This is a genomic window from Streptomyces roseirectus (assembly GCF_014489635.1).
Taxonomy (GTDB): Bacteria; Actinomycetota; Actinomycetes; order Streptomycetales; family Streptomycetaceae; genus Streptomyces; species Streptomyces roseirectus.
In genome coordinates this window covers 1256767-1280637 of record NZ_CP060828.1, presented here as the reverse complement: position 1 = coordinate 1280637, position 23871 = coordinate 1256767, and the positions used below count along the sequence as shown (strand labels likewise).

Genomic DNA, 23871 nt, shown 5'->3' with positions numbered 1-23871 from the left:
AGTTCACGGGGGCCGCGCGCGAAGTCCCCCGCGCGCGGCCCCTGTTCGCAGCGCAACCTTTCGCCGGGCTGCGTCGTCTTAAGCCCCAGCACAGTCACACCATCCGCACAGGGGGAATCAATGCGACGCACAGCAGCGGCAGTTGCGGCACTCACCCTCGCCGTGACGGCACTCGGCACCGCGGCGACCACCGCGACCGCGGCCACGGGACAGAGCGTCACCGCCTGCCCCACCGGCTGGGGGAGCCTCGACAAGGACGCCGCCTCGGTGAACTACGCACCGCTGACGAACGCCCGGACCGGCCGGCACGACTGCTACGACCGCATCGTCTTCGACGTACCGGGCGGCGGCACCGGCGTCGGCTACCGCGTCGGCTACGTCGACGCCCTGTACCAGGACGGCTCCGGCGACCTCGTCCCGGTCTCCGGCGGCGCGATCCTCTCGATCCGCCTCGTGGCGCCGTCCTACGACCCCGAGACGGGCCAGTCCACCTACCCCGGCCGCGCCCGCCAGCCGCTCCCCGGGGTCGATGTCAGCGGCTACACCACCTTCCGCGACACCCGCTACGCTAGCAGCTTCGAGGGCGAGACCCTGGTGGGGGTCGGCGTGCGGGCCCGACTGCCGTTCCGGGTCCAGCAGTTGACGGACAAGATCGTCATCGACGTCGCGCACACCTGGTGAGACCACGCCGGGGGCCGGCCGTCGAACGGCGGTCCCGGCCGGGCTCCCGCGGGCGGGCTGATTGACTGTGCACCAGCACGTGCACGGTGAAGGAGGACCATGCCCGACCTGCGGATCGGTGGAACCCGGCTCCACTACGACGACGAGGGGAGCGGCGAACCCGTCGTCATGGTGATGGGGCGCGGCGCCGCGGGGCGCGTCTGGCGCCTGCACCAGGAGCCGGCACTCAAAGCGGCCGGGCACCGCGTCGTCACCTTCACCAACCGGGGCATCCCCCCGAGCGACCCCTGCCCGCAGGGGTTCACGATCGACGACATGGTCGCCGACACGGCGGGCCTGATCGAACAGCTCGGCCTCGGCCCGTGCCGCGTCGTCGGCACCTCCCTGGGCGCCTACGTCGTCCAGGAACTCATGCTCGCCCGGCCGGAGTTGGTCAGCCAGGGCGTCCTGATGGCCACGCACGGCCGCACCGACGCCTTCCGCCGCGCCGCGATCGACGCCGAACTCTCCCTGCACACCGCCGGATTGACACTCCCCGCCCCCTACGCGGCCTGGAACCGCGCCCAGCGCAACCTCTCCCCGGCCACCCTCGACGACGAACAGCGCCTCCAGGACTGGCTCGACCTCTTCGAGTTCGCCGGCGAGGACACCGGTCCCAGCAGCCGCGTCCAGCTCGAACTCACCGCGCCCGACGGCCGGTTGACCGCCTACCGGCAGATCAGGACACCCACGCTGGTGATCGCCTTCGCCGACGACGCCGTCCTCCCGCCGAGGCTGAGCCGCGAGGTCGCCGACGCGATCCCCGGCGCCGTGTACCGCGAGGTCAAGGACTGCGGCCACTACGGCTACCTCGAACGGCCGGACGCCGTGAACCGGCTGATGCTCGACTTCTTCCGGGGCGCGGGCACTTCGGGGTCCGCCGGCAGGTGACGCGTTTTTGAAGCCGTGAGCCGGGCGGCCGTACCGTGCGGGAACGATCGTCGCCGGGGAAGGGCGGGGCATGACCCACGTCGAGGACGAACTGCTCAGCCAGCCCGAGTGCTGGACCCGCGCCGTCTCCCAAGCCGCCGACCACACAGCCGAGTTACCCGCCCCGGGCGAACGGGTCGCGATCGTCGGCTGCGGCACCTCGTACTACATGGCCCAGGCCGCCGCCGCCCTCAGGGGCGGCGAGACGGACGCCTGGGCCGCCTCCGAATTCCCCCACGACCGCGCCTACGACCACATCGTCGCCCTCACCCGCTCCGGCACGACCACCGAAGTCCTCGACCTGCTGCGCCGGGTGCGCGGACACGCCCGCACCACCGCGCTCACCGCCGACCCGGCCGCCCCCGTCACGACGGCCGCCGACGCCGTCGTCACCCTCGCCTACGCCGACGAACGCTCCGTCGTCCAGACCCGGTTCGCCACCACCGCCCTCACCCTCCTGCGCGCCCACCTCGGCCTGCACCCCGACACGGCGATACCCGACGCCCGCACGGCACTTGCCGAACCATTGCCCCAAGGGCTCGTGGACTGCGGCCAGTTCACGTTCCTCGGGCGCGGCTGGACCGTCGGGCTCGCGCACGAGGCCGCGCTGAAGATGCGCGAAGCGTCCCTGTCGTGGACCGAGGCGTACCCGGCGATGGAGTACCGGCACGGGCCCATCAGCGTCAGCACGGCCGGGACGGCGACCTGGATGCTCGGCGAGGCCCCCGAAGGACTGGCCCAACAGGTGCGCGGCACAGGCGCGTTGTGGGTGGACGGTGCGCTGGACCCGCTGGCCGAACTGGTCCGGGCCCAGCGGCTCGCGCTCGCCGTCGCGGCCGCCCGGGGGCTCGATCCCGACCGGCCCCGTCACCTCACCCGCTCCGTGATCCTCACCCCCTGAGCAACGGCCGTACCTCCCCGAGGAGTTGTGCCATGCCCCTCACCACGACGGCCGACCTCGTCACCCGCGCGGCCCAGGAGCGCTCCGCCGTCGCCGCCTTCAACATCATCACCCTGGAGCACATCGAGGCGGTCGTCGAGGGCGCCGAGTCCGCCGGGGCGCCCGTCGTCCTCCAAGTCAGCGAGAACGCCGTCAAGTTCAGGCGGGGACACGTCCTGCCCCTCGCCCGTGCCGCGCTCGCCGTCGCGGGACAGGCTCGCGTGCCCGTCGCGCTGCACCTCGACCACGTCCGCGACGACGCGCTCCTGAAACAGGCCGCCGACGCCGGGTTCAGCTCGGTGATGTACGACGCCTCGCACCTGCCGTACGACGCGAACCTGGCCGCGACCCGGGCCGCCGTCGCGTGGGCGCACGGCCAAAGGCTGTGGATCGAGGCCGAGTTGGGGGAGATCGGCGGGAAGCGGGGCGCACACGCGCCCGGGGTGCGCACCGACCCCGGCGAGGCGCGGACGTTCGTCGCGGACTCCGGGGTCGACGCGCTCGCCGTCGCCATCGGCAGCACGCACGCCATGACCAGCCGCACGGCCGTCCTCGACCACGCCCTGCTGAAACGGCTCGCGCTCGCCGTCGACGTCCCCCTCGTCCTGCACGGCTCCTCCGGCGTCCCCGACACCGAACTCACCGCCGCCGTCGCGGGCGGCATCGCCAAGGTCAACGTCGGCACGGCCCTCAACATCGCGCTGACCGACGCGGTGCGCGTGCATCTGGACGAGCATCCGGACGTGGTGGACGCACGTGCGTATCTCGGCGCGGGGCGGGAGGCGATGGCGCGGGCGGTCGCGCGGATCGTCGGGGGGATCGTGCGCGGGTGAGGTGCGGACGAGGCCCGAGGGTCGGGGGATCAGTCCTTCTTGACCGCCCTCAGCACCACGAACTTCGGGTTCCCCGCGACGAGTTCGCAGTTCCCGAACAGCTTGCGGAGCTTGACGTGGTACCCGAGGTGCCGGTTGCCCACCACCCACAGGTCGCCGCCCGGCCGCAGCACCCGCCGCGCCCCGCTGAACATCCGCCACGACGTCGAGTCGGTCGTCGCCTGATGGGAGTGGAACGGCGGGTTGTTCAGAACGACGTCCACGCTCGCGTCCGGCACCCCCGCGAGCCCGTCCCCGACCCTGAACTCGGCATGCCCGGGTACCCCGTTGGCCTTGTACGTCGCCTCCGCCGAGGCCACCGCCTGGAACGACTCGTCGGTGAACAGCACCTCCGCCTCGGGATTGGCCAGCGCCACCGCCGTCCCGACGACGCCGTTGCCGCAGCCGAGGTCCACCACCCGACGCACGCCCCGCGTACCGGGCAGATGCGCGAGGAAGAAGCGCGTGCCGATGTCGAGGCGGTCGGCGCAGAAGACGCCCGCGTGGCCGACGACCGGATGACCGGCGAGGACCCCGACGTCGTCCGGCAGCGTGTAGCCGTACGGCCACGGGTTCGCCGGGCGCTCCAGCGCCGGGTCCGGCGTGCAGAAGATCAGGCGGGCCTTCTGGCGGGCCAGCGACGTGCGGGTCGGGCCGAGGACCCGCTCGAACAGGCGGAGCGTGGAGGTGTGGATCTCCTTCACCATGCCGGTGCCGACGACGACCGTGCCCGCGTGGACGGCCGGCGCGAGCCGCAGCAACTGGTCCTCCAGGAGCGCCAGGCTCTTCGGCACCCGCACCAGCAGCACGTCGACACGGGCGGGCGGCGGATCCTGCGTGGTCAGCAGCCGCACGGCGCCGGTCGCGACACCGGCCCGCGCGAGGTTCGCCCGCGTCGCCTCCTGCCCCAGCCAGGAGTCGGTGATCTGCGTCGGCCCGCACTGCGCGAGCGCCGTGACCAGCGCGCCCCAGCGGTCGCCCAGCACGACGACCGCGCCGGTCAGCGGCACCGCCTGCTCGTGCAGATGCGTCAGCAGATACGCGTCGGCGGCGTCCCAGGCACGCAGCCGGTCGCGCGGGTCCTCGGGGAAGCGGCTCAGCTCCAGCTCGCCCCACGGCGTCGTCATACGGTCGTTCATCGTCAGCCAGGCTAGCCGAACCGCAGCTCAGACCGGGTGCGGCAGGATGGACAGATGGACGCCGAGCTGTTTCCCCGCGAACGCGCGCAGGTCGCGCCGGGTGCCGTGCACGTACCCGACTGGCTGGACGCCGACGCCCAGCGCGAACTCCTCGAAGCGTGCCGCGCCTGGGCACGACCGCCGGCCGGCCTGCGGACCGTCCGCACACCCGGCGGCGGCACCATGACCGCGCGCCAGGTCTGCCTGGGGTGGCACTGGTACCCGTACGGGTACTCCCGGACGGTGTCCGACGGGGACGGGAGCGCGGTGAAACCTTTTCCCGCGTGGCTGGGGGAGCTGGGGCGCAGGGCGGTTCGGGAGGCGTACGCGACGGAGGCGGTGCGGGGGCCGGTGCCGGTGCGGCCGGTGGTATGTGATGCATCACTGGCCCACTCGGTAGTGCGTGATGTACCACCGTCCCCCGCAGTGGTGTGTGACACACCACCGGCACCCTGGCCGCCCTACGACATCGCGCTCGTCAACTTCTACGACGGCGACGCCCGCATGGGCATGCACCAGGACGCCGACGAGCGGTCGGACGCGCCGGTCGTGTCGCTGAGCCTGGGGGACCGGTGCGTGTTCCGGTTCGGGAACACCGAGACGCGGGGGCGGCCGTACACGGACGTCGAGCTGCGCAGCGGGGACCTGTTCGTGTTCGGTGGTGCGTCACGTATGGCATATCACGCGGTACCGAGGGTGCTCCCGGGGACGGCGCCGGCCGGTCTCGGGCTCGTCGGACGGCTGAACGTGACGCTGCGCGTCAGCGGTTTCGCGCACGGCCACGGCGCCGAGCGGATCATGGGAGACTCGCCCTCATGAGCGGCAAGGCGGACCCCCGGTCGGCGGGGGAAGTGACCACCTCACGGGCGCGGTTGGACCGGGGGCGCGGCGCGCTCGGGCCCGCGCTGGAGCTCGTGCACACCGGGCGGGCGCCGACGCGCGCGGTCCTCACGGCCGAACTCGGTGTGACGCGTGCCACCGCGGGCGCGGTCGCTGCCGAGCTGGAGGCGCTGGGCCTGATCCGGGTGGACGCGCACCCGACGGCCGCCGCGGGTTCCCAGGGCCGCCCCTCGCACCGCCTCGAACTCGCCGAGGACGGACCGGTGGTGCTGGCCGCGCAGGTCCACGCGGACGGTTTCCGGGCGGCGTTGGTCGGACTCGGCGGGCGGATCGTCGCGACGACCCCGAGCTGCGAGGCGGTCGACGCGGACCCGGCGAAGATCCTGAACGCGGTCGTCGAGGCGGGCGCGGACCTGCTGCGGACCAGCGGACGGCGCTGCGTCGGCGCCGGACTCGCCGTCCCGTCGGCGGTCGCCGAGCCGGAGGGCCTGGCCCTCAACCCCCTGCACCTGGCCTGGCCGGTGGGGGCCCCGGTGCGGGAGATCTTCGCCGAGCGGATCGGCGCGGCGGGCGTCGAGGGTCCCGCGTTCGCGGCGAACGACGTCAACCTCGCCGCGCTCGCCGAGCACCGGCACGGCGCCGGACGGGGCGCGCGCGATCTGCTGTGCGTGGCCACGGGACACCGGGGCGTCGGCGGCGCCCTCGTCCTCGACGGCCGTCTGCACACGGGGAGTTCGGGCCTCGCGCTGGAGGTCGGCCACCTCACCGTGAACCCTGAGGGCCGCCCCTGCCACTGCGGAAGCCGGGGCTGTCTCGACGTCGAGGCCGACCCGCTGGCCCTGTTGACGGCCGCCGGACGCGAACCCGGGCCCGAGGGCTCGCTGTTGCACCAGGCGAACCGGCTGATCCGTGAGGAGTACGGCGACCCCGTGGTCCGCGCGGCGGCCGAATCCCTCATCGACCGGCTGGGGTTGGGGCTCGCCGGGCTGGTCAACATCCTCAACCCCGACCGCATCATCCTCGGCGGTCTGCACGGCACACTCCTCGACGCCGATCCGGAGCGGCTGCGGGCCGTCGTCGCCGACCGGAGTCTGTGGGGCCGCAGCGGTGGCGTGCCGATCCTCGCCTGCTCCCTGGACCACAACAGCCTTGTCGGGGCTGCCGAGTTGGCGTGGCAGCCGGTGCTGGACGATCCGCTGGGGGCGTTGAGCGGGTGACGGGCCGGGACCGCCGTCCGGATGCCCTGCGCCGTCGGTCAGAGGGACGTGCCGCCGTCGATCACCAGGTCCGCGCCGACCACCGGAGCCGCGTCGTCCGACGCCAAGTACAGGACGGCCTGGGCGACTTCATCGGTCGCGACGCTCCGTCCGAGCGGCGACTGCTCCTTCATCCGCGCCGCCCGGCCCTCCTCCGTCTCGCCCGGCAGCAAAGACATGGCGGTCCGAGTGACGCCCGGACTCACGGAGTTGATGCGGACGCCGTCCGCGATGTGCTCCAGGGCGGCGCCCCGGGTGAGGGAGGCGACGGCGGCCTTGCTCGCGGAATAGGCGGTGGTGCCGGGTTTCTGGGTGTGCGCCCCGAGGTTCGAGGCGACGTTGACGATCGTGCCACCGCGCGGCTGGGCGCGCATCTGCCGTATCTCGGCGCGCAGGGCGAGGAAGAGGCCGGTCAGGTTGGTGTCCATGACGGAGTGCCAGTCGGCCAACTCCATGTCGGCGAGCGGGAGTCCGGCGCGGATGACGCCGGCGTTGTTCACCGCGACGTCCAGCGAACCGAACCGCTCGACGGCGGCCCGGACGAGTGCGTCGACGCCGGCGGCGTCCGTCACGTCGACGGCGTGCGCGAGCGCGGTGCCGCCCGCCTCCTCGACGAGCGCGACGGTCTCGTCCAGGGCGGCGCGGGTGCGTCCGGCGACCACGACGTTCGCTCCCTCGGCGGCGAAGGCGAGCGCGAGGGCGCGGCCGATGCCGGAGCCGGCACCGGTGACGAGCGCGGTGCGGTGGGTGAAGCGCTGGGGAGACATGAAGGTCCTTTCGAGAACGTTCGGTCTTGAATTTGGGCAGGGCTGAGCTTTTGGGCAGGGCCGAGCTGGAGAGGGGCCGCCCGAGGGGGCTCAGTCGAGAAGCGTCAGCGCCTGTTCCACCGCGTCGCGCAGCCGTGCCGTCGGATCGGTCGACGCCTTGCCGACCACCCGCAGCCCCTGGAGGAAGACCAGCAGCATCCGGGCGAGCGCGCGAGGGTCGCGGTCCGGCGTCAACTCACCCTGCGCCTGGGCCCGTTCGAGCGCGGCGTGCAGCAGCGTCTCCAGGTGTTCCCAGCCGAGGTCGACGCGGCGGGCGGCGGCCGGGTCGTGCGGGGCGAGTTCGACGGCCGTGTTGACGACGAAACAGCCGCACGCGCGGCCGGGTTCGGCGGTGGACTCGTCGGCGAACCGACGCACGACGGCCCGGACGCCAGGCAGGGCGGGACCCGGCGCGGACAACTCCCGTACCAGCACTGGGTGGTGAAGCTCGCCGTAGCGGTCCAGGGCCTTCAGGTACAGGTCGTGCTTGCTGCCGAAGGTCGCGTAGATGCTGGCGCGTGCGATACCGAGGTGTTCGACGAGGTCGGCCATCGAAGTGGCCTCGTAACCGCGTCGCCAGAACAGCTCCAGAGCTGCCTGGAGAGCGGCGTGCGGGTCGAATTCCTTTGTCCTCGCCATGCGAGGAGGCTAGGTCATTCAAGAACGACCGGTCAATTAAGTGCGGTGAGGCTCCACGGCGCCGCCATGACCAGGCGCCGTAGCCGAGGGTCACCAGCGCCAACATCCCTTCGTGACCGTCGAGTTCACGGACGGCGCCGTCCGCGCTGTGACGCCAGCGGGCCGCGTCGATTCGCGTGAGGCGGGCGTGAGCAGGGAGGATGGGCAGGACAACCCGCACCGCATCAGGAAGCTGACGCCATGACCGAGAAACTCACCGTGACCGTCCTCGGCACCGGCATCATGGGCGCCGCGATGGCCCGCAACCTCGCCCGCGCGGGACACACCGTCCGCGCCTGGAACCGCAGCCGCGCCAAGGCCGAACCGCTGGCCGCCGACGGGGTCACCGTCGTGGACTCCGCCGCCGAGGCGGTGCGCGGCGCGGATGCCGTCGTGACGATGCTGTACGACGGCGGCGCCGTGCGGGACGTGATGTGTGATGCGGCACCGGGGCTGGGGGAGGGGACCCTGTGGGTGCAGTCGACCACCGTCGCGCTCGACTCGGTGGCCGAACTCGCCGGCTTCGCCCGTGACCACGGCCTGGTGTTCTTCGACGCGCCCGTCCTCGGCACCCGGCAGCCGGCCGAGGCGGGACAGCTCACGGTGCTGGCGGCCGGTGATGCATCACACCGCACCGCCGTCGCCCCGGTGTTCGACGCGGTCGGCGCCCGCACCGTGTGGACCGGCGAGGAACCCGGCGGAGCGACCCGCCTCAAGCTGGTCGCCAACAGTTGGGTGCTGGCCGCCACCGCCGCCACCGGCGAGGTCCTTTCCCTCGCCCAAGCGCTCGACGTCGACCCGCGGGACTTCTTCGCCCTCATCACCGGCGGCCCTCTCGACATGGGCTACCTCCACGCCAAGTCCGCGCTCATCCTCGAAGACCGCCTGTCCCCGGCCCAGTTCGGCGTGACGACGGCCGAGAAGGACGCCCGGCTGATCGTCGAGGCGGGACGGACGCACGGCGTCCGTCTCGACGTCGCCGAGGCCGCCGCCGAACGACTGGCACGCGCGGCTGCCGCCGGACACGGGGACGAGGACATGGCGGCGGCCTACTTCGCGAGCTTCGAGCCGGACGCTGGTTAGAACTCCGGTGCCGCGAGCGGCAGTTGGCCGGCCCGCCACGCACGGATCAGCGAGGGTCGGCCCTCACCGCCACTCCACGGAGAACGCCCGCCCCGCGTTCTCCGTCACCATCCGCCCCACCGCCTCCGCCCCGACGACCGCCGCCAACCGCTCCCGCACCCGGCGCAACAGATACGGCATCCCGGGCCCGCCGTTCACCGACCTGGCACCGGCGGTCGTTGTATCACCCCCGAGGAGCAACCGGTCCCCGAACCCGGCCTCGACGAGGGCGAGTACGGCGTCCGGCATCCGCCAGTCGGTGGCGTGATGAGCACGGGACGGGCCGTCGAACGCCAAGTAGCAACCACTCGCGGCCACATGACGATGTGTCAGAAGATCGGGTGCGCGGTTGAGATGCCCCAGCACCACCCGCTCCGGCGGCACCCCCAACTCCCCGCACAACAGGTCGAGCACGTCCGGCGCGCCCGTCCCCAGCTCCAGATGGACGGCGATCGGCGCGCCCGTCGCGTGGTAGGCCTCGGCGGCGGCCGTCATGGTCCAGCGGGCGTGCCGATCCAGCGCGTGGAACCCGCCGGCCACCTTCACGAACCCGGCCCGCACCCCCGACAGCCCTATCCCCGTGGTGAGTTCGGCGACGAAGAGTTCGGCGAGCCGGGGCCCGCGCACCGCCTTGAGGATCGCCTCGTCGTAGTGCTGAGCCTGGTGCAGCCCGGTCGCGGCGACGATGTGCACCCCCGACTCCCGTGCGAGCGGCGGGAGATCGGCGGCCCGCCGGCCCATCCGGTACGGCGTCCACTGCACCACCGCGCCGCCGCCCAGCGCCCGGAACGCGGCCAGCTCCGCCCGCGCGGCGCCGACACTGCGCAGCTCCTCGCCGGGGAGGCGCGGGCTGCTGAGGAAGAGGTGGTCGTGGGCGTCACAGACGCCGAGCCGGTCGGGTGGTACATCACCCACCACTGTGCGGACGGCCCTCACCACTGGCGCCCCCGGGGCAGCCGCGTCAACCCCGGCGTCGACAGATGCAGCACACGAAACACCTCACCCTCCACGCCGGGCGCGTCATGCGCCCACACCGAGAACCGCAGGATCTCCCACCGCGCGGTGTCCACCCCCGCGGCGGCCGCGATCACCCCGTCCCGCTGGGCCAGCTTCCCGACCGCCTCGGCCTCGCCCTCCATGACGTCGGCGTACACGACGCCGTCCGGCGGCACGGGCACCCGCTGCCGCACGGCGACGGCGGCGGGAGAACCGACGGCGCCGCCGACCTCGTACGCCACACCGCTCCACTGCCGCACGGCCGGCCGCCCGAAGTCGTCGCTCAGCCCCTGGAACGGGCCGCACCAGAGGAAACGATTCATGCCCCGCGTGGTGTCCCACAGGTAGAACGGGGCGTACTGGTTGACGGGCGAGCCGTCGGTGCCGCGCTCGCGCAGGAGGTACGCCTTGAGGCCGAGTCCGTCCCAGTCGTCCAGGAGGTGCCCGACGCGGGCCACGCGCGCGTGGATGACGCGCATGTCGTAGTCGGCGGGGAAGGTGAGTTCGTACTGCATGGCGTGCATGAGGGCTCCTCGGGCCGGTCGGGCGCTGCGGTCGTGCTGGTCACCGGCGCGGGGGAGCGAGCAGGGCGAGCAGGCCCCGGACACCCGCGTCGAACGCGTCCGGCGAACCGGAGGCGCGGGCGAGGACGTAACCGCCCTGGACGGTCGCGACGACCGCCGACGCGATCTCCCCGGCGTCCAGCGTGGACGCGAACTGCCCCTGCTCCTTGCCGAGTTCGACGATCTCGGCGATCCGCGCGCGGATGCTGGCGAGCGTCGCGTCGACGGGGGCACGCAGGTCGGGGTCGGCCATGACGTCCGGGTCCATCGTCAGACGGCCGACCGGGCAGCCGCGCAGGACGTCACGCTCGCGCCGCAGGTAGGCCGCGATCCGCTCGTACGGCGTGCCCGGCGAGTCGAGGACGGCCTCGGCGCTCGCCAGCAGCTCCTCGGCCGTGCGCCGGATCGCGGCCAGCGCCAGGTCGGGCTTGCCCTTGAAGTGGTGGTACATGCTGCCCTGCCCGGCGCCCGCGCGCTCCAGGATCGCCTTGGGGCTGGTGCCCACGTAGCCGCGCTCCCACAGCAGCTCACGGGTCGACTCGATCAGACGCTCCTGGGTGCTCATGGCGGCACTGTACATACCAGTAGGTACAGAGCGCCAGACGGGTCGGACCGGTCGCCGGGGGAGTGGTGCGTGGTACATCACATACTCCCCGGGGAGTATGTGATGTACCACCGACCGTGCGACGCCCCGGACACCCTCCCGGCGGCAGCCTCGACAGCGACGAACCGACCGCTGCCGAAGGAGATGACCGGCGATGAACACCTTTGCGAACGGCTACGGGGGCCCCGGCCCCTGGATCCTGCTGTTCCCCCTGCTCTGGGCCGCACGACAGGCCCCCGACGCGTGGACCGCACCGCGCGCCCCCTCGGTGACGCGTCCCTCGCCGTCCTCGGCCGCCGCTTCGCCTCCGGCGACATCGGCGAGGACGAGTACTGGCGCCGCCTGTCCGTCCTGGAAGAGCACTTCGGGCGCAAGGGCGGTGATGCGGCATGACGGCCACGACCGCCGCGCGGGTCACCGACGCCGTGAAGGTGTACGGCGCCGGTGACACCAGCGAATTCGCCTTCGCCGTACCGGGGTTGAGGCTCCTGGTGGTGGCGTCGGTCGGGGTCGCGGCCGGGGTGCTGGCGGCGCTGCGTCCGGCACGCAGGGCGGCACGGCTGAACGTGCTCGGGGCCGTCGCCGCAGAGTGACACCACGTCCGGCAGACGCGGAGTGACACCACGCCAGGCGGACGCGGAGTGAAGCCGTGCCCGGTGGACGTACCGGCCGCGGCCTTCTCCGGGAGGCCGCGGCCGGAACTCAGACCGGCTGCCAGGGGTTGGTCTCGTAGCAGTCCAGGAGGAGGTTCGTGGCCGCCGGGTCGACGGTCAGGTCCATGCCGTCGACGCTCGCGACGGGCAGTGCCGGCGAGATCGAGTTCGTGAGGAAGGCGGACAGCGCCGGAGTGAGGTCGCCGAGCCGGATCTCACGCCGCTCGCACGGGACGCCCTTGGCCTCCAGCCCCCGGCGCAGCAGCCGCATGGTGATGCCGGGCAGCACGGCGGCCTCGGGCCAGACGACCCGGTCCCCGTCGTAGAAGCAGACGTTCCAGACCGACGCCTCGGAGATCCGGCCGCGCCGGTCGGTGAACAGAGCGTCGTCGTACCCGGCGAGAGCCGCCTGCCGCCGCTGGTGGACGAGACCGAACGTCCCGGCGTGTTTGACATGTGGTACATCACGCTCGTACTCCACCGAACGCAGCCGCAGCGGACCGGTCTCCGCCTCGGCCGGAGCGCCGACCGCCACCGCGATCTCCGGCTCCACGGCCTCCCCGCGCGACACGGCGTCCATCCGCCGGGCGAAAACGGTGATCCGGACCGACACCGCGTCCGGACCCCCGGCCACGGCGTGCCGCAGGCACGACCGCACCCGCTCGGCGTCCAGCCCTCTGCCGAACAGTTCACGCGCGCTCTCGTCCAGCCGCTCGACATGCAGGTCCAGCCCCCGGACCGCGCCGCCCCGCACCTGCATCGAGGTGAAGTGCGCGTAACTCGTCCTGGCCAGCAGCCTCAGGTCCGCGCCGTCCGCCTCGACGCCGTTGACTTCCACCCGGTCGATGACGACCCCTCCCTCACCCGCCCCCGGCCCGACGTCCGGGACCTGACCACCCTAGGCGTGCACCGGAGGCTTGGAAAGCGCCCAAGTCCCTTCTGACAAAGGCCCCTAGACCCGCGCCGCCCAGCGCTGCGGCTCCGCGACGCTCTGCGGAGCGGCGAGTTCCCGCAGTGGTACATCACCCATCACATTCCCCCCGCCCCCCACCGCACCCGGCACCGACAGCGTGAACCACACGACCTTCCCGCTCTCCCCCTCCGACCGCGCCCCCCAGCTCTCGCTCACCGCGGCCACCAGCGCGAGCCCTCGGCCGCAGGTGGCGAGCGCGTCGATGTCGCCAGGGTCGCCGGTGTCGTCGGCCCGCGTCATCACCGGCAGACGGGGATCGCCGTCGTGCACCGAGACGGTCAGCGCCCCGTGCAGCAGTTCCATCTCGACGACGCAGGTCTTGTCCGGCCGCGCATGCCGGTGGACGTTGGCCAGGAGCTCCGTCACACCGAGCGCGGCCCGGTCTATGAGCGGATCGAGCTGCCAGTAGCGCAAGTGCGCGGTAACGATTCTGCGGACCTGGCCGATCCGCGCCGGCAGGGCTTGCAGCTCCACCGTGCACTGCCTGTTCGGGTTGCTGATCACGGCTGCGACTCCCCGGCGTGAGGTCCGGAAGAACACGGAGTTCGGATCGTTTCGGCAGCGCGTCCCGCGCAGCGGCCGGCTGCTGTCGTGGCCGGCGGGCTGGTTCGCAGCGTTATCGCCGGTAAACCCAGAGTGACGTGATTTCAGGGTGGCTCAGGGGGCGCGGGGGCGCAACATATGTCACACACCACACCCGTCCGCCAGCTCGCATGTGATGTGTGATGTACCACCACGCCCGACCGCCGGCCCGTATGTGACATGTGATGTACCACCGCACCACCCCCACATGCCCACCCCCACCACCCCCTCACCCACCCCTCGCCCTCCGCACAGCCTCGACGAACCCCCGCGCCCCCGACGCCCGGCCCTCGCCGCCCCCGCCCCCGTCCCCCGGCTCACCCGTGGCTAAAGTCAGCGAGTACCGCGTGCCGTTGAGCTCGGCACGGGCGCGGGCGTCCGCGCCGAACCAGGACCGGGAGACGCGCACCGACCGCGCAGGCGCGCTGTCGATCTCACCGCCGCGACTGTTGAGCAGTTCCACCCGGCCGTCGCCGACCCGGACCTGCCCGGCCCTGGTCAGCGACCGGAGTCTGCTGCCGATGCGCACGCCCGTCGCCGTGAACTCCGGCTCCGTCATGCCGCTTCGCCCCCTCGCCACCCGTACGTGATCGTCGCCGTCCGCCCCCGGTGCCGTGCAGTCTGCCGCGCGGGCGCGTGGAGCACCAGGGTGTGCGGCGGGCCCGGCGCGCTCGCCCGGAGCACTCGCGCGAATGCGCCCCCTGAGGGTTCCTTTGGGGCGCTCAAAGGTGTGTTTATGCAGGTGGGAAGCGTGTGACGGGTGTCTATGATCGAGGCGACGGCCGCCTGAGCGAGCGTGTGAGGAGCCCCGCCGTGACCACTCCCCAGGTCCCCACCCCCCAACAGTCCGAGACGCTGGACACCGACCGCAGCGACGACGCGTACCGCGGATGGCTGAAGGACGCCGTCCGCAAGGTGCAGGCCGACGCGAACCGCTCCGCCGACACACATCTGCTGCGTTTCCCGCTCCCCGAGGAGTGGGGCATCGACCTCTACCTGAAGGACGAGTCGACGCACCCCACGGGCAGCCTCAAGCACCGCCTGGCCCGCTCGCTGTTCCTGTACGGCCTGTGCAACGGCTGGATCCGGCCCGGCCGCCCGGTCATCGAGGCGTCGAGCGGTTCGACGGCCGTGTCGGAGGCGTACTTCGCGAAGCTGATCGGCGTCCCGTTCGTCGCCGTCATGCCGCGCACGACCAGCGCGGAGAAGTGCCGTCTGATCGAGTTCCACGGCGGGCGGTGCCACTTCGTCGACGACCCGCGCACGATGTACGAGGAGTCCGCGCGGCTCGCGGCGCAGACCGGCGGGCACTACATGGACCAGTTCACGTACGCGGAGCGCGCGACGGACTGGCGCGGGAACAACAACATCGCCGAATCCATCTTCCGGCAACTGGAGTTGGAGCGGTTCCCGGAACCGGCGTGGATCGTCGCGACGGCCGGCACGGGCGGCACCTCGGCGACGATCGCCCGGTACGTGCACTACATGCAGTACGACACCCGGATCTGTGTCGCCGACCCGGAGAACTCCTGTTTCTACGAGGGCTGGACGACCGGCGACCCGGACGTCACCTGCGACTGCGGCTCCCGGATCGAGGGTATCGGGCGTCCCCGGATGGAGCCCAGCTTCGTGCCCGGCGCGGTCGACCGGATGATGAAGGTGCCGGACGCCGCGAGCGTGGCCGCCGTGCGCGCGTTGGAGGAGGCGATCGGCCGCAAGGCGGGCGCGTCGACGGGGACGGGGCTGTGGAGCGCGCTGAAGATCGTCGCCGAGATGGTGGCGCAGGGCCGGCAGGGGAGCGTCGTGACGCTGCTGTGCGACCCCGGCGACCGCTACCTCGACAAGTACTACTCCGACGCCTGGCTCGCGCAGCAGGGGCTGGACATCACGCCGTACCGCGAGGCGATCGAGACGCTGCTCACGACGGGCAAGTGGCAGGACTGACCCGCCTCGAGCCCTGCGCCTGCCGGCCCGCGACCTGTACCTCGCGCCCGCCGGCCCCGCGACCCGTGCCCCGCACCCGCCGGCCCCGCGACCCGCCCCCCCCGCGCCCGGCGGCTCCGAGCCCCGTGCCCTGCGACCCCTACCCCCGCTCACCGCACCAGCCGCCGCTCCAACTCCCCTACCGCGTCCCGGAACGCCCGCCCGATCAACGGCCGCGCCCCCTTCAGCACCGCCCGCAGCGCGAGCGGCCCGTCGCAGGCGAACGTCCACCGCACGCGCGTCCCGCCCCCCGAGGGGAACAACCGCCACTCCTCGACGAGGGCCCGCAGCAGGGGCGCGTTGGTGGTGTCGACCCGGTACGCGTACACCTCGGGGGAGGTGGCCGCGAGGATCGTCTCCTCGAACCGTGTGCCGCCCGTGAGACGGACCTCCCGCCGCGCACCGCCGTCGAGGGCCCGCGCCCGCTTCACCTGCCCGAACCACTCGGCCCAGCCCGGCACTTCGTGAGCGAGGGCGTGGAAGACGGCCTCGGGAGACGGGGAGATCTCGCGGGCGAACACCAGCCGCACAGGCGCCGTCTCGGCGAACTCGAGCCCCGCTGGGGCAAGATGACGCTCCACGGACAGCCACCTCCTGCGAAAGGCCGGGCGGCACACCCTAGTTGACGGTACGTCAGAATCACATGTCCAGGGCCCGGACCGCTTCCCCGGCCACCACGACCCGCAGATGCTCGGAGATCTCCGCCCGCGCCGCCGACGACAGCCCCGAGTCCGTCACCAGGGAGTCGACCTGGCCGAGCGTCGCGAACGAACTCAGGCCCACCACACCCCACTTGGTGTGGTCGGCGACCACGACGACCCGCCGCGCGGAGTGCACGAGGCGCCGATTGGTCTCCGCCTCCGCGAGGTTGGGCGTCGACAGGCCCGCCTCGGCCGATATCCCGTGCACGCCGAGGAACAGCATGTCGAAGTGGAGCGCGGCGATGGCCTGGTCGGCGACGGGACCCACCAGCGAGTCGGAGGGCGTGCGCACCCCGCCGGTCAGCACGACGGTCGAGGCGCCCTGACGCGGCCCCGCGGTGCGCTGCGCGACGTGGAAGACGTCGGCGACGCGCACCGAGTTGGTGACGACGGTCAGGTTCGGCACGTCCACCAGGCGGTGCGCGAGCGCGAAGGTCGTCGTCCCGCCGGAGAGGGCGATCGCGCTGCCGGGGGCGACGAGCGCGGCGGCCGCGCGCGCGATGTCCTCCTTGGCGGTGAGTTCGAGCCCCGACTTGGCCTCGAAGCCCGGTTCGTGGGTGCTGGCCTCGACGATCGGGACGGCACCGCCGTGCACCTTCTCGATGACGCCCTGTCGGGCGAGCGCGTCGAGGTCGCGGCGGATCGTCATGTCGGACACGCTGAACCTGCGCGTGAGTTCGTTGACCCGGACGCCGCCGCGCCGGCGGACCTCGTCGAGGATGAGGGCGCGGCGCTGCTCCGCGAGGAGGTTCTGATTCTCGCTCACGTACGCTCCGGTCCTTCCCGCGTGGAACCCGCCCGGTCGGGTCGGGACGGTCCATCCTCGCACGTCGCGGGCGTCGTCGCCGGGTGCTTCGGGCGTGCGCCGACGCCACGCGCACGCGCGACTGTTCACCGGCTCGTCACGGTTGCCTCACGGAAGGGGGAGATTCCGTGACAACAGGTGTGCACAGGGCCCGCAGCGCGCCATCCTGGCTCGGGACTGAAAGATGCCGACGGCGCGTCAGCGGGGGAAGTGCGAACAGTGGAACGTCTCATCGCAGGCGGGGTGCCGAGCCCCGCGGAGCCACCCGAAAAGGCACCATCCGAAAAGGCACTGCCCGGCGAAGGCACGCCGCCGCAAGGCCCGCCCGCACAGCCGGTCGCCGCCCTCGAACTCCTCGTCCACGGCGTCGGCGGAACCACCCCCGAGAAGATGCTCGACGACCCCCGCACGGTCCGGATCACGGGCGACGACACGGCGGCCGTCTACCGGCGCGCGGACGACGTCGACGACGCGGGCGACACCGCCGACCCGGACGGCGCCGGCGCGCGCCCCCACGCGCGCGCCGACCGGCCCGTCCCCGAGGCGTACGTCTGGTCCAACCTGACCTCCGGCAACGGCACTCGCGCGCTGTGGCTGTTGCTGCTGCCGTTCATGGTCGTCAACCTGGCGCACTGGATGCGCCCCGCCGCCCGCGCGGGCACGCGCGCGGTCCGCCTGTACGGCCTCCTGGTGCGGCTCGCCGCGCTCTCCCTGACGGTCCTCCTGGTCGCCGCCGCCTGCGAGGTCGCCCTCGACCTCACCGCCTGGCAGTGCGCGGGCACGCACGCGTGCGTGGAGCGCCACACCTGGCTGGCGTTCCTGGACGGCGGCTGGTGGGGCGTCCCCGGCCGCCGCCTCGCCCTCGCGGCGCTCGTCCCGACCGCCCTCGTCGCCCTGCTGTGGTACCTCTCGCACCGCACCTGGCGCGCGTACGAGTCGCAGGAGCCGCTGCCCCGCACGGACGGCGCCGACACGGTGACGACCCTCAGCCGCCCCGGCTTCTGGTACGGCCGCCGCCTGGTCTCCCGGCTGCGCGCCGCGCACACCGCAGCGGGCCTCCTGACGGTCGCCGCGACGGTCGGCACGGCCGCGGCCCGCCACGACCGCGAACGCGGCGGAGCGGCCCTCCTGGACGTCCTGGGGCACGTCCTGGAGGTCGTGCTGCTCGCCGGCGCGGTGTGCGTCGTGTGGGTGGTGTGCGGGCGGGGCCGCACCGAGGAGCGGCTGGACCACAAGATCGACCGCCACATCGTGCGGCGCCTGCCGCTCGGCTCGGCCGCCGTGCTGGCGCTGAGCCTGGTGTACGCGGCCTGGTCGCGGCCCGGATGGACGTCGTCGGGACGGCTGCCGGGTGACGTCACGTTCGGCGGGATCGCGGTGGTCCAGGGGGCGGTCGCCGTCGCCCTGGCCGTCGTCGCCCGCAAGCTCTACACGTGGGACCCCGAGCACCGCTCCGCGCTGCGGGGCCTCGGCGGGCCCGCCGTCGTCATGCTGGCGTGCGCGCTGGGCGGCGTCATGTCCGGCGGTGTCGCCCAGCGCGTCGCGGACTGGCTGGACGGCACCGGTGGCGTGCTGCCGGGGCCGCCCGTCCTGCTGACCTGGCAGGCGTCCGTCATCCCGGCCGTCCTGTTCGTCGTCCTCGCCCTGTGCGCGCTTCTCGGGCGGCGGGCCCTGAGCCGGGCGAAGGCCCAGGAGAGCGCCGTCGAGAAGGAGTACGGCGTCGAGCGCGGCGATCCGGGGCGTACGCGCGCGATCGCACGCGCCCGCGCGATGGCCGCGCTCACCGACCGGGCGCCGCTCCTGGTCGGCGTCACCTCCGGGGCGACGCTGCTGCTGGGCACGGCGGCCGTCGTCGGGGCGCTGGTGAGCGGGAAGACCCCGGTGGGGGCGGCCGAGGGGACCTACGCGTTCGTCGAGGGCGCGGCGCGCGTGGGGCAGGCGCTCGGGTCGTGGCTGATCGGGTTCGCGTTCCTGATGTTCGTCACCTGGGGCCGGCGCGCGTACAAGGACCCGCACGCACGCCGGACGATCGGCATCCTGTGGGACGTCGGCACGTTCTGGCCGCGCGCGGCGCACCCCTTCGCGCCGCCCTGCTACGCCGAGCGGGCCGTCCCGGACCTGACCTGGCGGATGACGACCTGGACGCGCGCGACGGGCGGCCGGCTGGTCATCTCCGGGCACTCCCAGGGCAGCGTCCTCGCCGCTGCCGCCGCCTGGCAGCTGGAGCCCGCCGACCGGGGGCGCGTCGCCCTGCTCACCTACGGCTCGCCGATCGAGCGCCTGTACGGCCGCTGGTTCCCCGCCCACTTCGGCCCCGACGCCCTCAAGGCCCTGCACGAGGACGTCGACCGCTGGCGCAACCTGTACCGCCTCACTGACCCCATAGGCGGCCCGGTCCGCCTCCCGGACGTCGACTGCGTGCCCTTCGCGGACCCGCTGGAGTACGGCCGCACGACCCTCCACCCGCTGCCCGCGCCCCTGCTGGGCCACTCCGACTACCAGGCCGACCCCCGCTTCGCGCGCGAGCGCGCCGACCTCCTGGCCCGCCTCGGCCTCGGCGCCCGCGTACCGGGCCAGGCCGACCCAGCCTGCGTGCCGAACGAGGCCCAGGCGCCCTAACCGCAGACGACGTCCCGCGCGGGCCGCTCGCCGGTCACCAGGAACCGGGTCACCAGGCGGTCCCCGCAGGCGTTCCCGGCGTTCAGGTAGGCGCCGTGGCCGCCGCGCTCGACGGTGACCATCCGGGCCCGGCCGCCGAGCGCCGCGCGCAGTTCCAGCGCGCCCGCGTACGGGGTGGCCGGGTCGCGGCGGAGCTGGATCATCAGCACGTTGGACGGGCCGTCGCCGGTGATCCGGACGGGCTTCGCGGCGGGCGCGTCCTTCCAGAACGAGCACGGCGTGATGTTCGCCGGCATCCCGGCCGTCAGCGGATACCGGGCCCGGTTCGCGGTGATCGAACTCTGGTACGCGGGCACCGAGTGCGGCCAGCGGACGTCGTTGCACACGACCGCCATGGTGACGGCGGCGTCCTCGTCGGACAGCGGGCCCGCGACGTCCGGGGGCAGCACGGGGGTGGCCGCCGGGTCCGTCACCTGCCGTATCAGCAGGGCGAGTTGGGGGAAGGAGGCGTCACTGTAGAGGGTGGTCTGCATCGCCTGGCGCAGCCGGTTCCCGGTGAGCGGCACGCCCGGAGTGGTCGTCTCGCGCGGCTGCCGGTCCAGTGAGGCGGCGAGCGACAGGAACAACTCCCGTACGTCGCCCGGGTGTTCGGCCAGGCGCAGGTCTCCGCGCGCCGGGTCGGCGGCCCAGGCCGCGAAGTCGGGGAAGCGGTCCTCGGCGCCGCGCGCCATGTACGCGAGCCAACCCCGGGCGACCCGGCGGGGGTTGGGGTCGTCGTTGCTGTCCAGCACCCAACGGTCCGTGCGCGCCGGGTACTTCTGCGCGTAGACGGCTCCCACGTACGTCCCGTACGACACCCCGTACGCCGACAGCTTCTGCTCGCCGAGCGCCTGCCGCAGCCGTTCGATGTCCTGGACCTCGGTCGCCGTGGACAGGCTGCGCAGCAGCGGACCGCCGTGCTCGGCACAGGAGTCGGCGGTGCGCCGGGACCTCTCGACGTTCTGCGCGATACCGCCGTCCGGCGCGGGCCACGACCGCAGGGTCACCAAGTGCCGGTCCGCTTCGGGCAGTCGGCAGCTCGTCCGTGAACTGGCGCCCACGCCGCGCGGGTCGAAGCTGACGAGGTCGTAGCTGCCGCCCAACTCCCGTTGCAGGGCCGGGCCTTGCTGGGACAGGCGGCGGATGCCGGAGCCTCCCGGACCGCCCGGGACGACCAGGAGGGTGCCGCGCCGGGCCTCGGGGCGGTCGCTGGCCAACCGGGAGACGGCGAGGGTGATTTGGGGGCCGTCCGGGTCGTCGTGGGAGAGGGGGACGGGGAGGTCGGCGCACTCCTGGCCGGCGACGCCGCACGGGCGCCAGTCGAGGCCCGGGGGCGCGGCGGTCGCCGCCGAGGACGGGTTGCCGGTCAGGGTGAGGGCGGTCGCGGCGGCCGTGAGCATGAGGGCGAGAACGCGTGAAGTCGTCATGCCGATCATGCTGTCCGCCCGCCGGACGCGTCACCATCCGGCGGGCGGCATGCTTGGGGTGGGGCTGTCCCCCGTATGAACTGCCGTGCCCGTCAGGGGAGTTCGGGGAGGTCCACCGCGTACAGCAGGGTCAGCTCGTCCGTGCTGGGCTCCACGACCTGCGCGACCCGGCTCGCGTGCCGCTCCACCATCGCCTCGAACGTCTGGCGCGCGGTACGGCCGTTGCCGAACGCGGGGCCCTTCGGGATCTCCGCGAAGTACTTCAGCAGCGCCTCCGGGGCGCCGCCCGCGAGCCGGTACTCGTGGTCGTCCGCCTGCTGCCGCACGATCCGCAGCAGCTCCTCGGGGCCGTAGTCGCCGAAGGTGATGGTCCGTGAGAAACGGGACGCCACACCGGGGTTGACGGCCAGGAAGCGCTCCATCTCGGCGGTGTAGCCGGCGACGATCACCACGACCGCGTCGCGGTGGTCCTCCATCAGCTTCACCAGCGTGTCGATGGCCTCCTTGCCGAAGTCGCGGCCCGCGTCCTCCGGCGACAGCGCGTACGCCTCGTCGATGAACAGCACGCCGCCGCGCGCCCGTTCGAACGCCTCCTGGGTGCGGATCGCCGTCGACCCGATGTGCTCGCCGACCAGGTCGACGCGCGACACCTCGACCAGGTGGCCCTTCTCCAGGACGTCCAGGGACGCCAGGATCTCGCCGTACAGGCGCGCCACCGTCGTCTTGCCGGTGCCGGGGGAGCCTGTGAACACCAAGTGGCGTTTCACGGACGCCGCCTTGAGGCCCGCGCGCTGCCGGCGCCGGCCGACCTCGATCATGTCGATCAGCGCCCGCACCTCGCGCTTGACGCTGTCCAGGCCCACCAGCGCGTCGAGTTCGGCCAGCACGTCCTTCGGCGCCTTGATCTCCATCGTCCGCTCGGACACCGACGGCTCCGGCGCGGCGACGGGCCGCTGGTCCGGGATCGTGCCCAGCAGCCCGGGGGAGTGCGTGACGGTCTGCACGGCCGTCTCGCGCGGCGCGAGCGCCGGGGCGGCGGGCGTGCGGACGCCGCCGCTCTCGTCGCTCGTGCAGTCCTCGACCAGCGGCCCCGAACCGGGCGCGGCGTCCGGCGCCTCCGCGAACTCGTAGCCGCCGCGCGCGCACCGCTCCGTGCGGCACTTGCGCAGGGTCGTGCGGCTGCCGTCTATCACGTGGAAGCCGTAGCCCCCGCTGCCCGTGACCCGGCAGCCGACGAAGGAGCCCCGCCCGCCCGCCGACACGTAGAACCCGGCCTCGGCGGGCGAGTCCACGGTGCACCGCTCGACCGTCGGATCGGCGCCCTTGGTGACGATCACACCGGTCTGGACGGAGTCCACCGTGCAGTTGTTGAGGGTCCCGCCGCTGCCGTGGTCGCGGAACCAGGCGCCCGTCGCGGCCTCGCGGATCCGGCAGTCGTCGAGCTGCGCGGTCGCCCCGTCGCTCACCGAGACGGCCGTGTTGCGGACCTGGCTGAGGTCACTGTCGACGACGTCGGCGCGCGAGCCCCGGTCCAGGACGAACAGCGCGTCCGGGACGTCGTGGACGCGGCAGGAGTCCAGGACGGCCGTCGCGCCGTCGCTCACCCACACGGCCGGGTAGTCGCCGGTGCTGTCGAAGATCTCGCACTGGTTGGCGTCCACGCGCGTGCCCGGGTCCCACACCGACAGGCCGTTGCGCCCGAACTGCCGCACTGACGTGCGCGTCAGCGTCAGGACGCTGCGCGAGCGCAGGTCCACGGCGTTCTCCGGGATGTCGTGGATACGGCAGTCCGCGAGCGTGAGCACCGCGTCCGTGTCGAGGGTGACGCCGTCGGCGGTCGTGCGGTGGACGTCGCAGTCGGTGAAGTGGGCGGTGGCCCGCCCGGTGATCTGGACGCCGCTGCCGCGCACCTCGTAGATCTCGCAGCCCACCGCCTCCAGCGCCGAGTTGTCGCCCGTCACGCTGACACCTGTGCCGGACGCGTGGTGCACGCGCGTGCGCTCCAGGCGCGGGTGCGCGCCCCCGCGCACGGCGACGCCCGCCTGCCCGGCGGCCATCACCTCGCACTCCTCGAACACCCCGCCGCCGCCGTCCAGGACGGCGATCCCGATGCCCGCCGGGTTGTCGACCGTGCACCGCCGCACCGTCGGCCGCGACCCGCCGCGCACCTCGATACCGGCCGCTGACCGCGTCACGACCCGCACGTCCAGCAGCTCCGGCGTGCCCTCCTCGACGAGCAGCGCGGGCGCCGCCGCGTCCTGGCCCTCGACGTGGAGGTCCTGGACGACGGCGGAGGCGCGCACGGTCAGCGGCACCCCGTCGACGGGGGCGATCCGCACCGAGCCCGGGGCGCCCTCGGGGCCGCGCAGGGTCACCGCCCGCTCGACGACGAGGTTCTCCCGGTAGGTGCCGGGCGCGACGGTGAGGACGTCCCCGTCGGCCGCGGCCTCCAGGGCGGCGGCGAGCGACGCGTACTCACCCGTGCGGCGCCGCCACCGCGATGTGCCGGTGTGCGTCACCTGGACCGTGCCCTGTGCCATGACGATGCTGTGCCCCCACCTCGTGATACGCGGGTCGATGCCGA

At 73.3% G+C, this 23871-nt stretch carries 24 protein-coding genes and 1 pseudogene; 12 read left to right on the top strand and 13 right to left on the bottom strand.

The genetic code is table 11. From position 1 onward, the window contains the following. The first annotated feature begins 120 nt into the window (after positions 1 to 120). The 4 genes from IAG44_RS05180 (at position 121) to IAG44_RS05165 (ending at position 3423) form a co-directional block, all read left to right on the top strand. Positions 121 to 681 carry an AMIN-like domain-containing (lipo)protein gene (locus tag IAG44_RS05180; RefSeq protein WP_187745937.1) on the top strand — a complete coding sequence of 187 codons (561 nt, stop codon included), beginning with the start codon at positions 121 to 123 and terminating at the stop codon, positions 679 to 681. Positions 682 to 780: 99 nt separating this feature from the next. Next, entirely contained in the window at positions 781 to 1611 is an 831-nt protein-coding gene (locus IAG44_RS05175) for an alpha/beta fold hydrolase (RefSeq protein ID WP_187745936.1), read from the top strand. Between the two features lie 70 nt (positions 1612 to 1681). Next, on the top strand, positions 1682 to 2551 hold the full coding sequence (locus IAG44_RS05170) for an SIS domain-containing protein (protein WP_187745935.1): 870 nt from the start codon (positions 1682 to 1684) through the stop codon (positions 2549 to 2551). A gap of 32 nt (positions 2552 to 2583) precedes the next feature. Beyond that, positions 2584 to 3423: a class II fructose-bisphosphate aldolase gene (locus tag IAG44_RS05165; protein WP_187745934.1), complete on the top strand. Its 840-nt coding sequence runs from the start codon at positions 2584 to 2586 to the stop codon at positions 3421 to 3423. A gap of 29 nt (positions 3424 to 3452) precedes the next feature. On the opposite strand, the gene IAG44_RS05160 is transcribed toward IAG44_RS05165, so the two are convergent. Next, positions 3453 to 4589: a methyltransferase gene (locus IAG44_RS05160; RefSeq protein WP_187752515.1), complete on the bottom strand. Its 1137-nt coding sequence runs from the start codon at positions 4587 to 4589 to the stop codon at positions 3453 to 3455. A gap of 66 nt (positions 4590 to 4655) precedes the next feature. On the opposite strand from IAG44_RS05160, the gene IAG44_RS05155 reads away from it, so the two are divergent. Both IAG44_RS05155 and IAG44_RS05150 read left to right on the top strand, forming a co-directional pair. Then, positions 4656 to 5459 carry an alpha-ketoglutarate-dependent dioxygenase AlkB family protein gene (locus tag IAG44_RS05155; protein ID WP_187745933.1) on the top strand — a complete coding sequence of 268 codons (804 nt, stop codon included), beginning with the start codon at positions 4656 to 4658 and terminating at the stop codon, positions 5457 to 5459. Next, a complete protein-coding gene (locus IAG44_RS05150) occupies positions 5456 to 6697 on the top strand; it encodes an ROK family protein (RefSeq protein ID WP_187745932.1) in 1242 nt (413 codons plus the stop codon). The genes IAG44_RS05155 and IAG44_RS05150 overlap by 4 nt, the downstream gene beginning before the upstream one ends. Before the next feature lie 38 nt (positions 6698 to 6735). Here IAG44_RS05150 and IAG44_RS05145 read toward each other — a convergent pair whose 3' ends face one another. Further along, the gene (locus tag IAG44_RS05145; protein WP_187745931.1) at positions 6736 to 7503 is read right to left on the bottom strand and encodes an SDR family NAD(P)-dependent oxidoreductase; all 768 of its coding nucleotides are present in this window, start codon (positions 7501 to 7503) and stop codon (positions 6736 to 6738) included. 90 nt (positions 7504 to 7593) lie between these two features. Continuing rightward, on the bottom strand, positions 7594 to 8181 hold the full coding sequence (locus IAG44_RS05140) for a TetR/AcrR family transcriptional regulator (RefSeq protein ID WP_187745930.1): 588 nt from the start codon (positions 8179 to 8181) through the stop codon (positions 7594 to 7596). Positions 8182 to 8293: 112 nt separating this feature from the next. Here IAG44_RS05140 and IAG44_RS44205 point away from each other — a divergent pair, with 112 nt between their 5' ends. After that, a complete protein-coding gene (locus tag IAG44_RS44205) occupies positions 8294 to 8425 on the top strand; it encodes a hypothetical protein (RefSeq protein ID WP_281404275.1) in 132 nt (43 codons plus the stop codon). Continuing rightward, positions 8422 to 9303 carry an NAD(P)-dependent oxidoreductase gene (locus IAG44_RS05135; protein WP_187745929.1) on the top strand — a complete coding sequence of 294 codons (882 nt, stop codon included), beginning with the start codon at positions 8422 to 8424 and terminating at the stop codon, positions 9301 to 9303. The genes IAG44_RS44205 and IAG44_RS05135 overlap by 4 nt, the downstream gene beginning before the upstream one ends. A 63-nt stretch (positions 9304 to 9366) precedes the next feature. On the opposite strand, the gene IAG44_RS05130 is transcribed toward IAG44_RS05135, so the two are convergent. From IAG44_RS05130 to IAG44_RS05120, 3 genes are read right to left on the bottom strand one after another with little or no spacing between them, the layout of a single operon-like run. Continuing rightward, positions 9367 to 10278: a phosphotriesterase family protein gene (locus tag IAG44_RS05130; RefSeq protein WP_187745928.1), complete on the bottom strand. Its 912-nt coding sequence runs from the start codon at positions 10276 to 10278 to the stop codon at positions 9367 to 9369. Then, the gene (locus tag IAG44_RS05125; RefSeq protein WP_187745927.1) at positions 10275 to 10862 is read right to left on the bottom strand and encodes a DUF4865 family protein; all 588 of its coding nucleotides are present in this window, start codon (positions 10860 to 10862) and stop codon (positions 10275 to 10277) included. The genes IAG44_RS05130 and IAG44_RS05125 overlap by 4 nt, the downstream gene beginning before the upstream one ends. 40 nt (positions 10863 to 10902) lie before the next feature. Next, positions 10903 to 11481 carry a TetR/AcrR family transcriptional regulator gene (locus IAG44_RS05120; RefSeq protein WP_187745926.1) on the bottom strand — a complete coding sequence of 193 codons (579 nt, stop codon included), beginning with the start codon at positions 11479 to 11481 and terminating at the stop codon, positions 10903 to 10905. A gap of 178 nt (positions 11482 to 11659) precedes the next feature. Here IAG44_RS05120 and IAG44_RS05115 point away from each other — a divergent pair. Further along, positions 11660 to 11898: pseudogene (locus IAG44_RS05115) on the top strand (SHOCT domain-containing protein). Further along, positions 11895 to 12098 (top strand): hypothetical protein, encoded by a 204-nt coding sequence (locus IAG44_RS05110; RefSeq protein WP_187753139.1) that lies wholly within the window; start codon positions 11895 to 11897, stop codon positions 12096 to 12098. The pseudogene IAG44_RS05115 and the gene IAG44_RS05110 overlap by 4 nt, the downstream one beginning before the upstream one ends. A gap of 109 nt (positions 12099 to 12207) precedes the next feature. Here the strand turns inward: IAG44_RS05110 and IAG44_RS05105 are convergent, their stop codons facing one another. The 3 genes from IAG44_RS05105 to IAG44_RS05095 all read right to left on the bottom strand — a co-directional run bounded on the left by IAG44_RS05105 (position 12208) and on the right by IAG44_RS05095 (position 14272). Then, positions 12208 to 12996 (bottom strand): aminotransferase class IV family protein, encoded by a 789-nt coding sequence (locus tag IAG44_RS05105; RefSeq protein WP_223006781.1) that lies wholly within the window; start codon positions 12994 to 12996, stop codon positions 12208 to 12210. Between the two features lie 114 nt (positions 12997 to 13110). Next, positions 13111 to 13635, bottom strand: coding sequence for an ATP-binding protein (locus IAG44_RS05100; RefSeq protein WP_187745925.1), 525 nt, complete (start codon positions 13633 to 13635; stop codon positions 13111 to 13113). Positions 13636 to 13942: 307 nt separating this feature from the next. Beyond that, positions 13943 to 14272 carry a hypothetical protein gene (locus IAG44_RS05095; RefSeq protein WP_187745924.1) on the bottom strand — a complete coding sequence of 110 codons (330 nt, stop codon included), beginning with the start codon at positions 14270 to 14272 and terminating at the stop codon, positions 13943 to 13945. Between the two features lie 254 nt (positions 14273 to 14526). On the opposite strand from IAG44_RS05095, the gene cds1 reads away from it, so the two are divergent. Then, the gene (cds1, locus tag IAG44_RS05090) at positions 14527 to 15657 is read left to right on the top strand and encodes an L-cysteine desulfhydrase Cds1 (RefSeq protein ID WP_187745923.1); all 1131 of its coding nucleotides are present in this window, start codon (positions 14527 to 14529) and stop codon (positions 15655 to 15657) included. Positions 15658 to 15806: 149 nt separating this feature from the next. Here the strand turns inward: cds1 and IAG44_RS05085 are convergent, their stop codons facing one another. Further along, positions 15807 to 16277, bottom strand: coding sequence for an SRPBCC family protein (locus tag IAG44_RS05085; RefSeq protein ID WP_187745922.1), 471 nt, complete (start codon positions 16275 to 16277; stop codon positions 15807 to 15809). 58 nt (positions 16278 to 16335) lie between these two features. Then, positions 16336 to 17163: a DeoR/GlpR family DNA-binding transcription regulator gene (locus IAG44_RS05080; RefSeq protein ID WP_187745921.1), complete on the bottom strand. Its 828-nt coding sequence runs from the start codon at positions 17161 to 17163 to the stop codon at positions 16336 to 16338. Positions 17164 to 17592: 429 nt separating this feature from the next. Between IAG44_RS05080 and IAG44_RS05075 the strand changes: the two genes are divergently transcribed. Further along, positions 17593 to 19821, top strand: coding sequence for a hypothetical protein (locus IAG44_RS05075; protein WP_246563715.1), 2229 nt, complete (start codon positions 17593 to 17595; stop codon positions 19819 to 19821). On the opposite strand, the gene IAG44_RS05070 is transcribed toward IAG44_RS05075, so the two are convergent. Continuing rightward, positions 19818 to 21287, bottom strand: a complete 1470-nt coding sequence (locus IAG44_RS05070) for an alpha/beta hydrolase (protein WP_425508421.1) — start codon at positions 21285 to 21287, stop codon at positions 19818 to 19820. The genes IAG44_RS05075 and IAG44_RS05070 overlap by 4 nt on opposite strands. A gap of 92 nt (positions 21288 to 21379) precedes the next feature. Further along, entirely contained in the window at positions 21380 to 23827 is a 2448-nt protein-coding gene (locus tag IAG44_RS05065; RefSeq protein ID WP_187745919.1) for a right-handed parallel beta-helix repeat-containing protein, read from the bottom strand. Positions 23828 to 23871 lie beyond the last annotated feature (44 nt).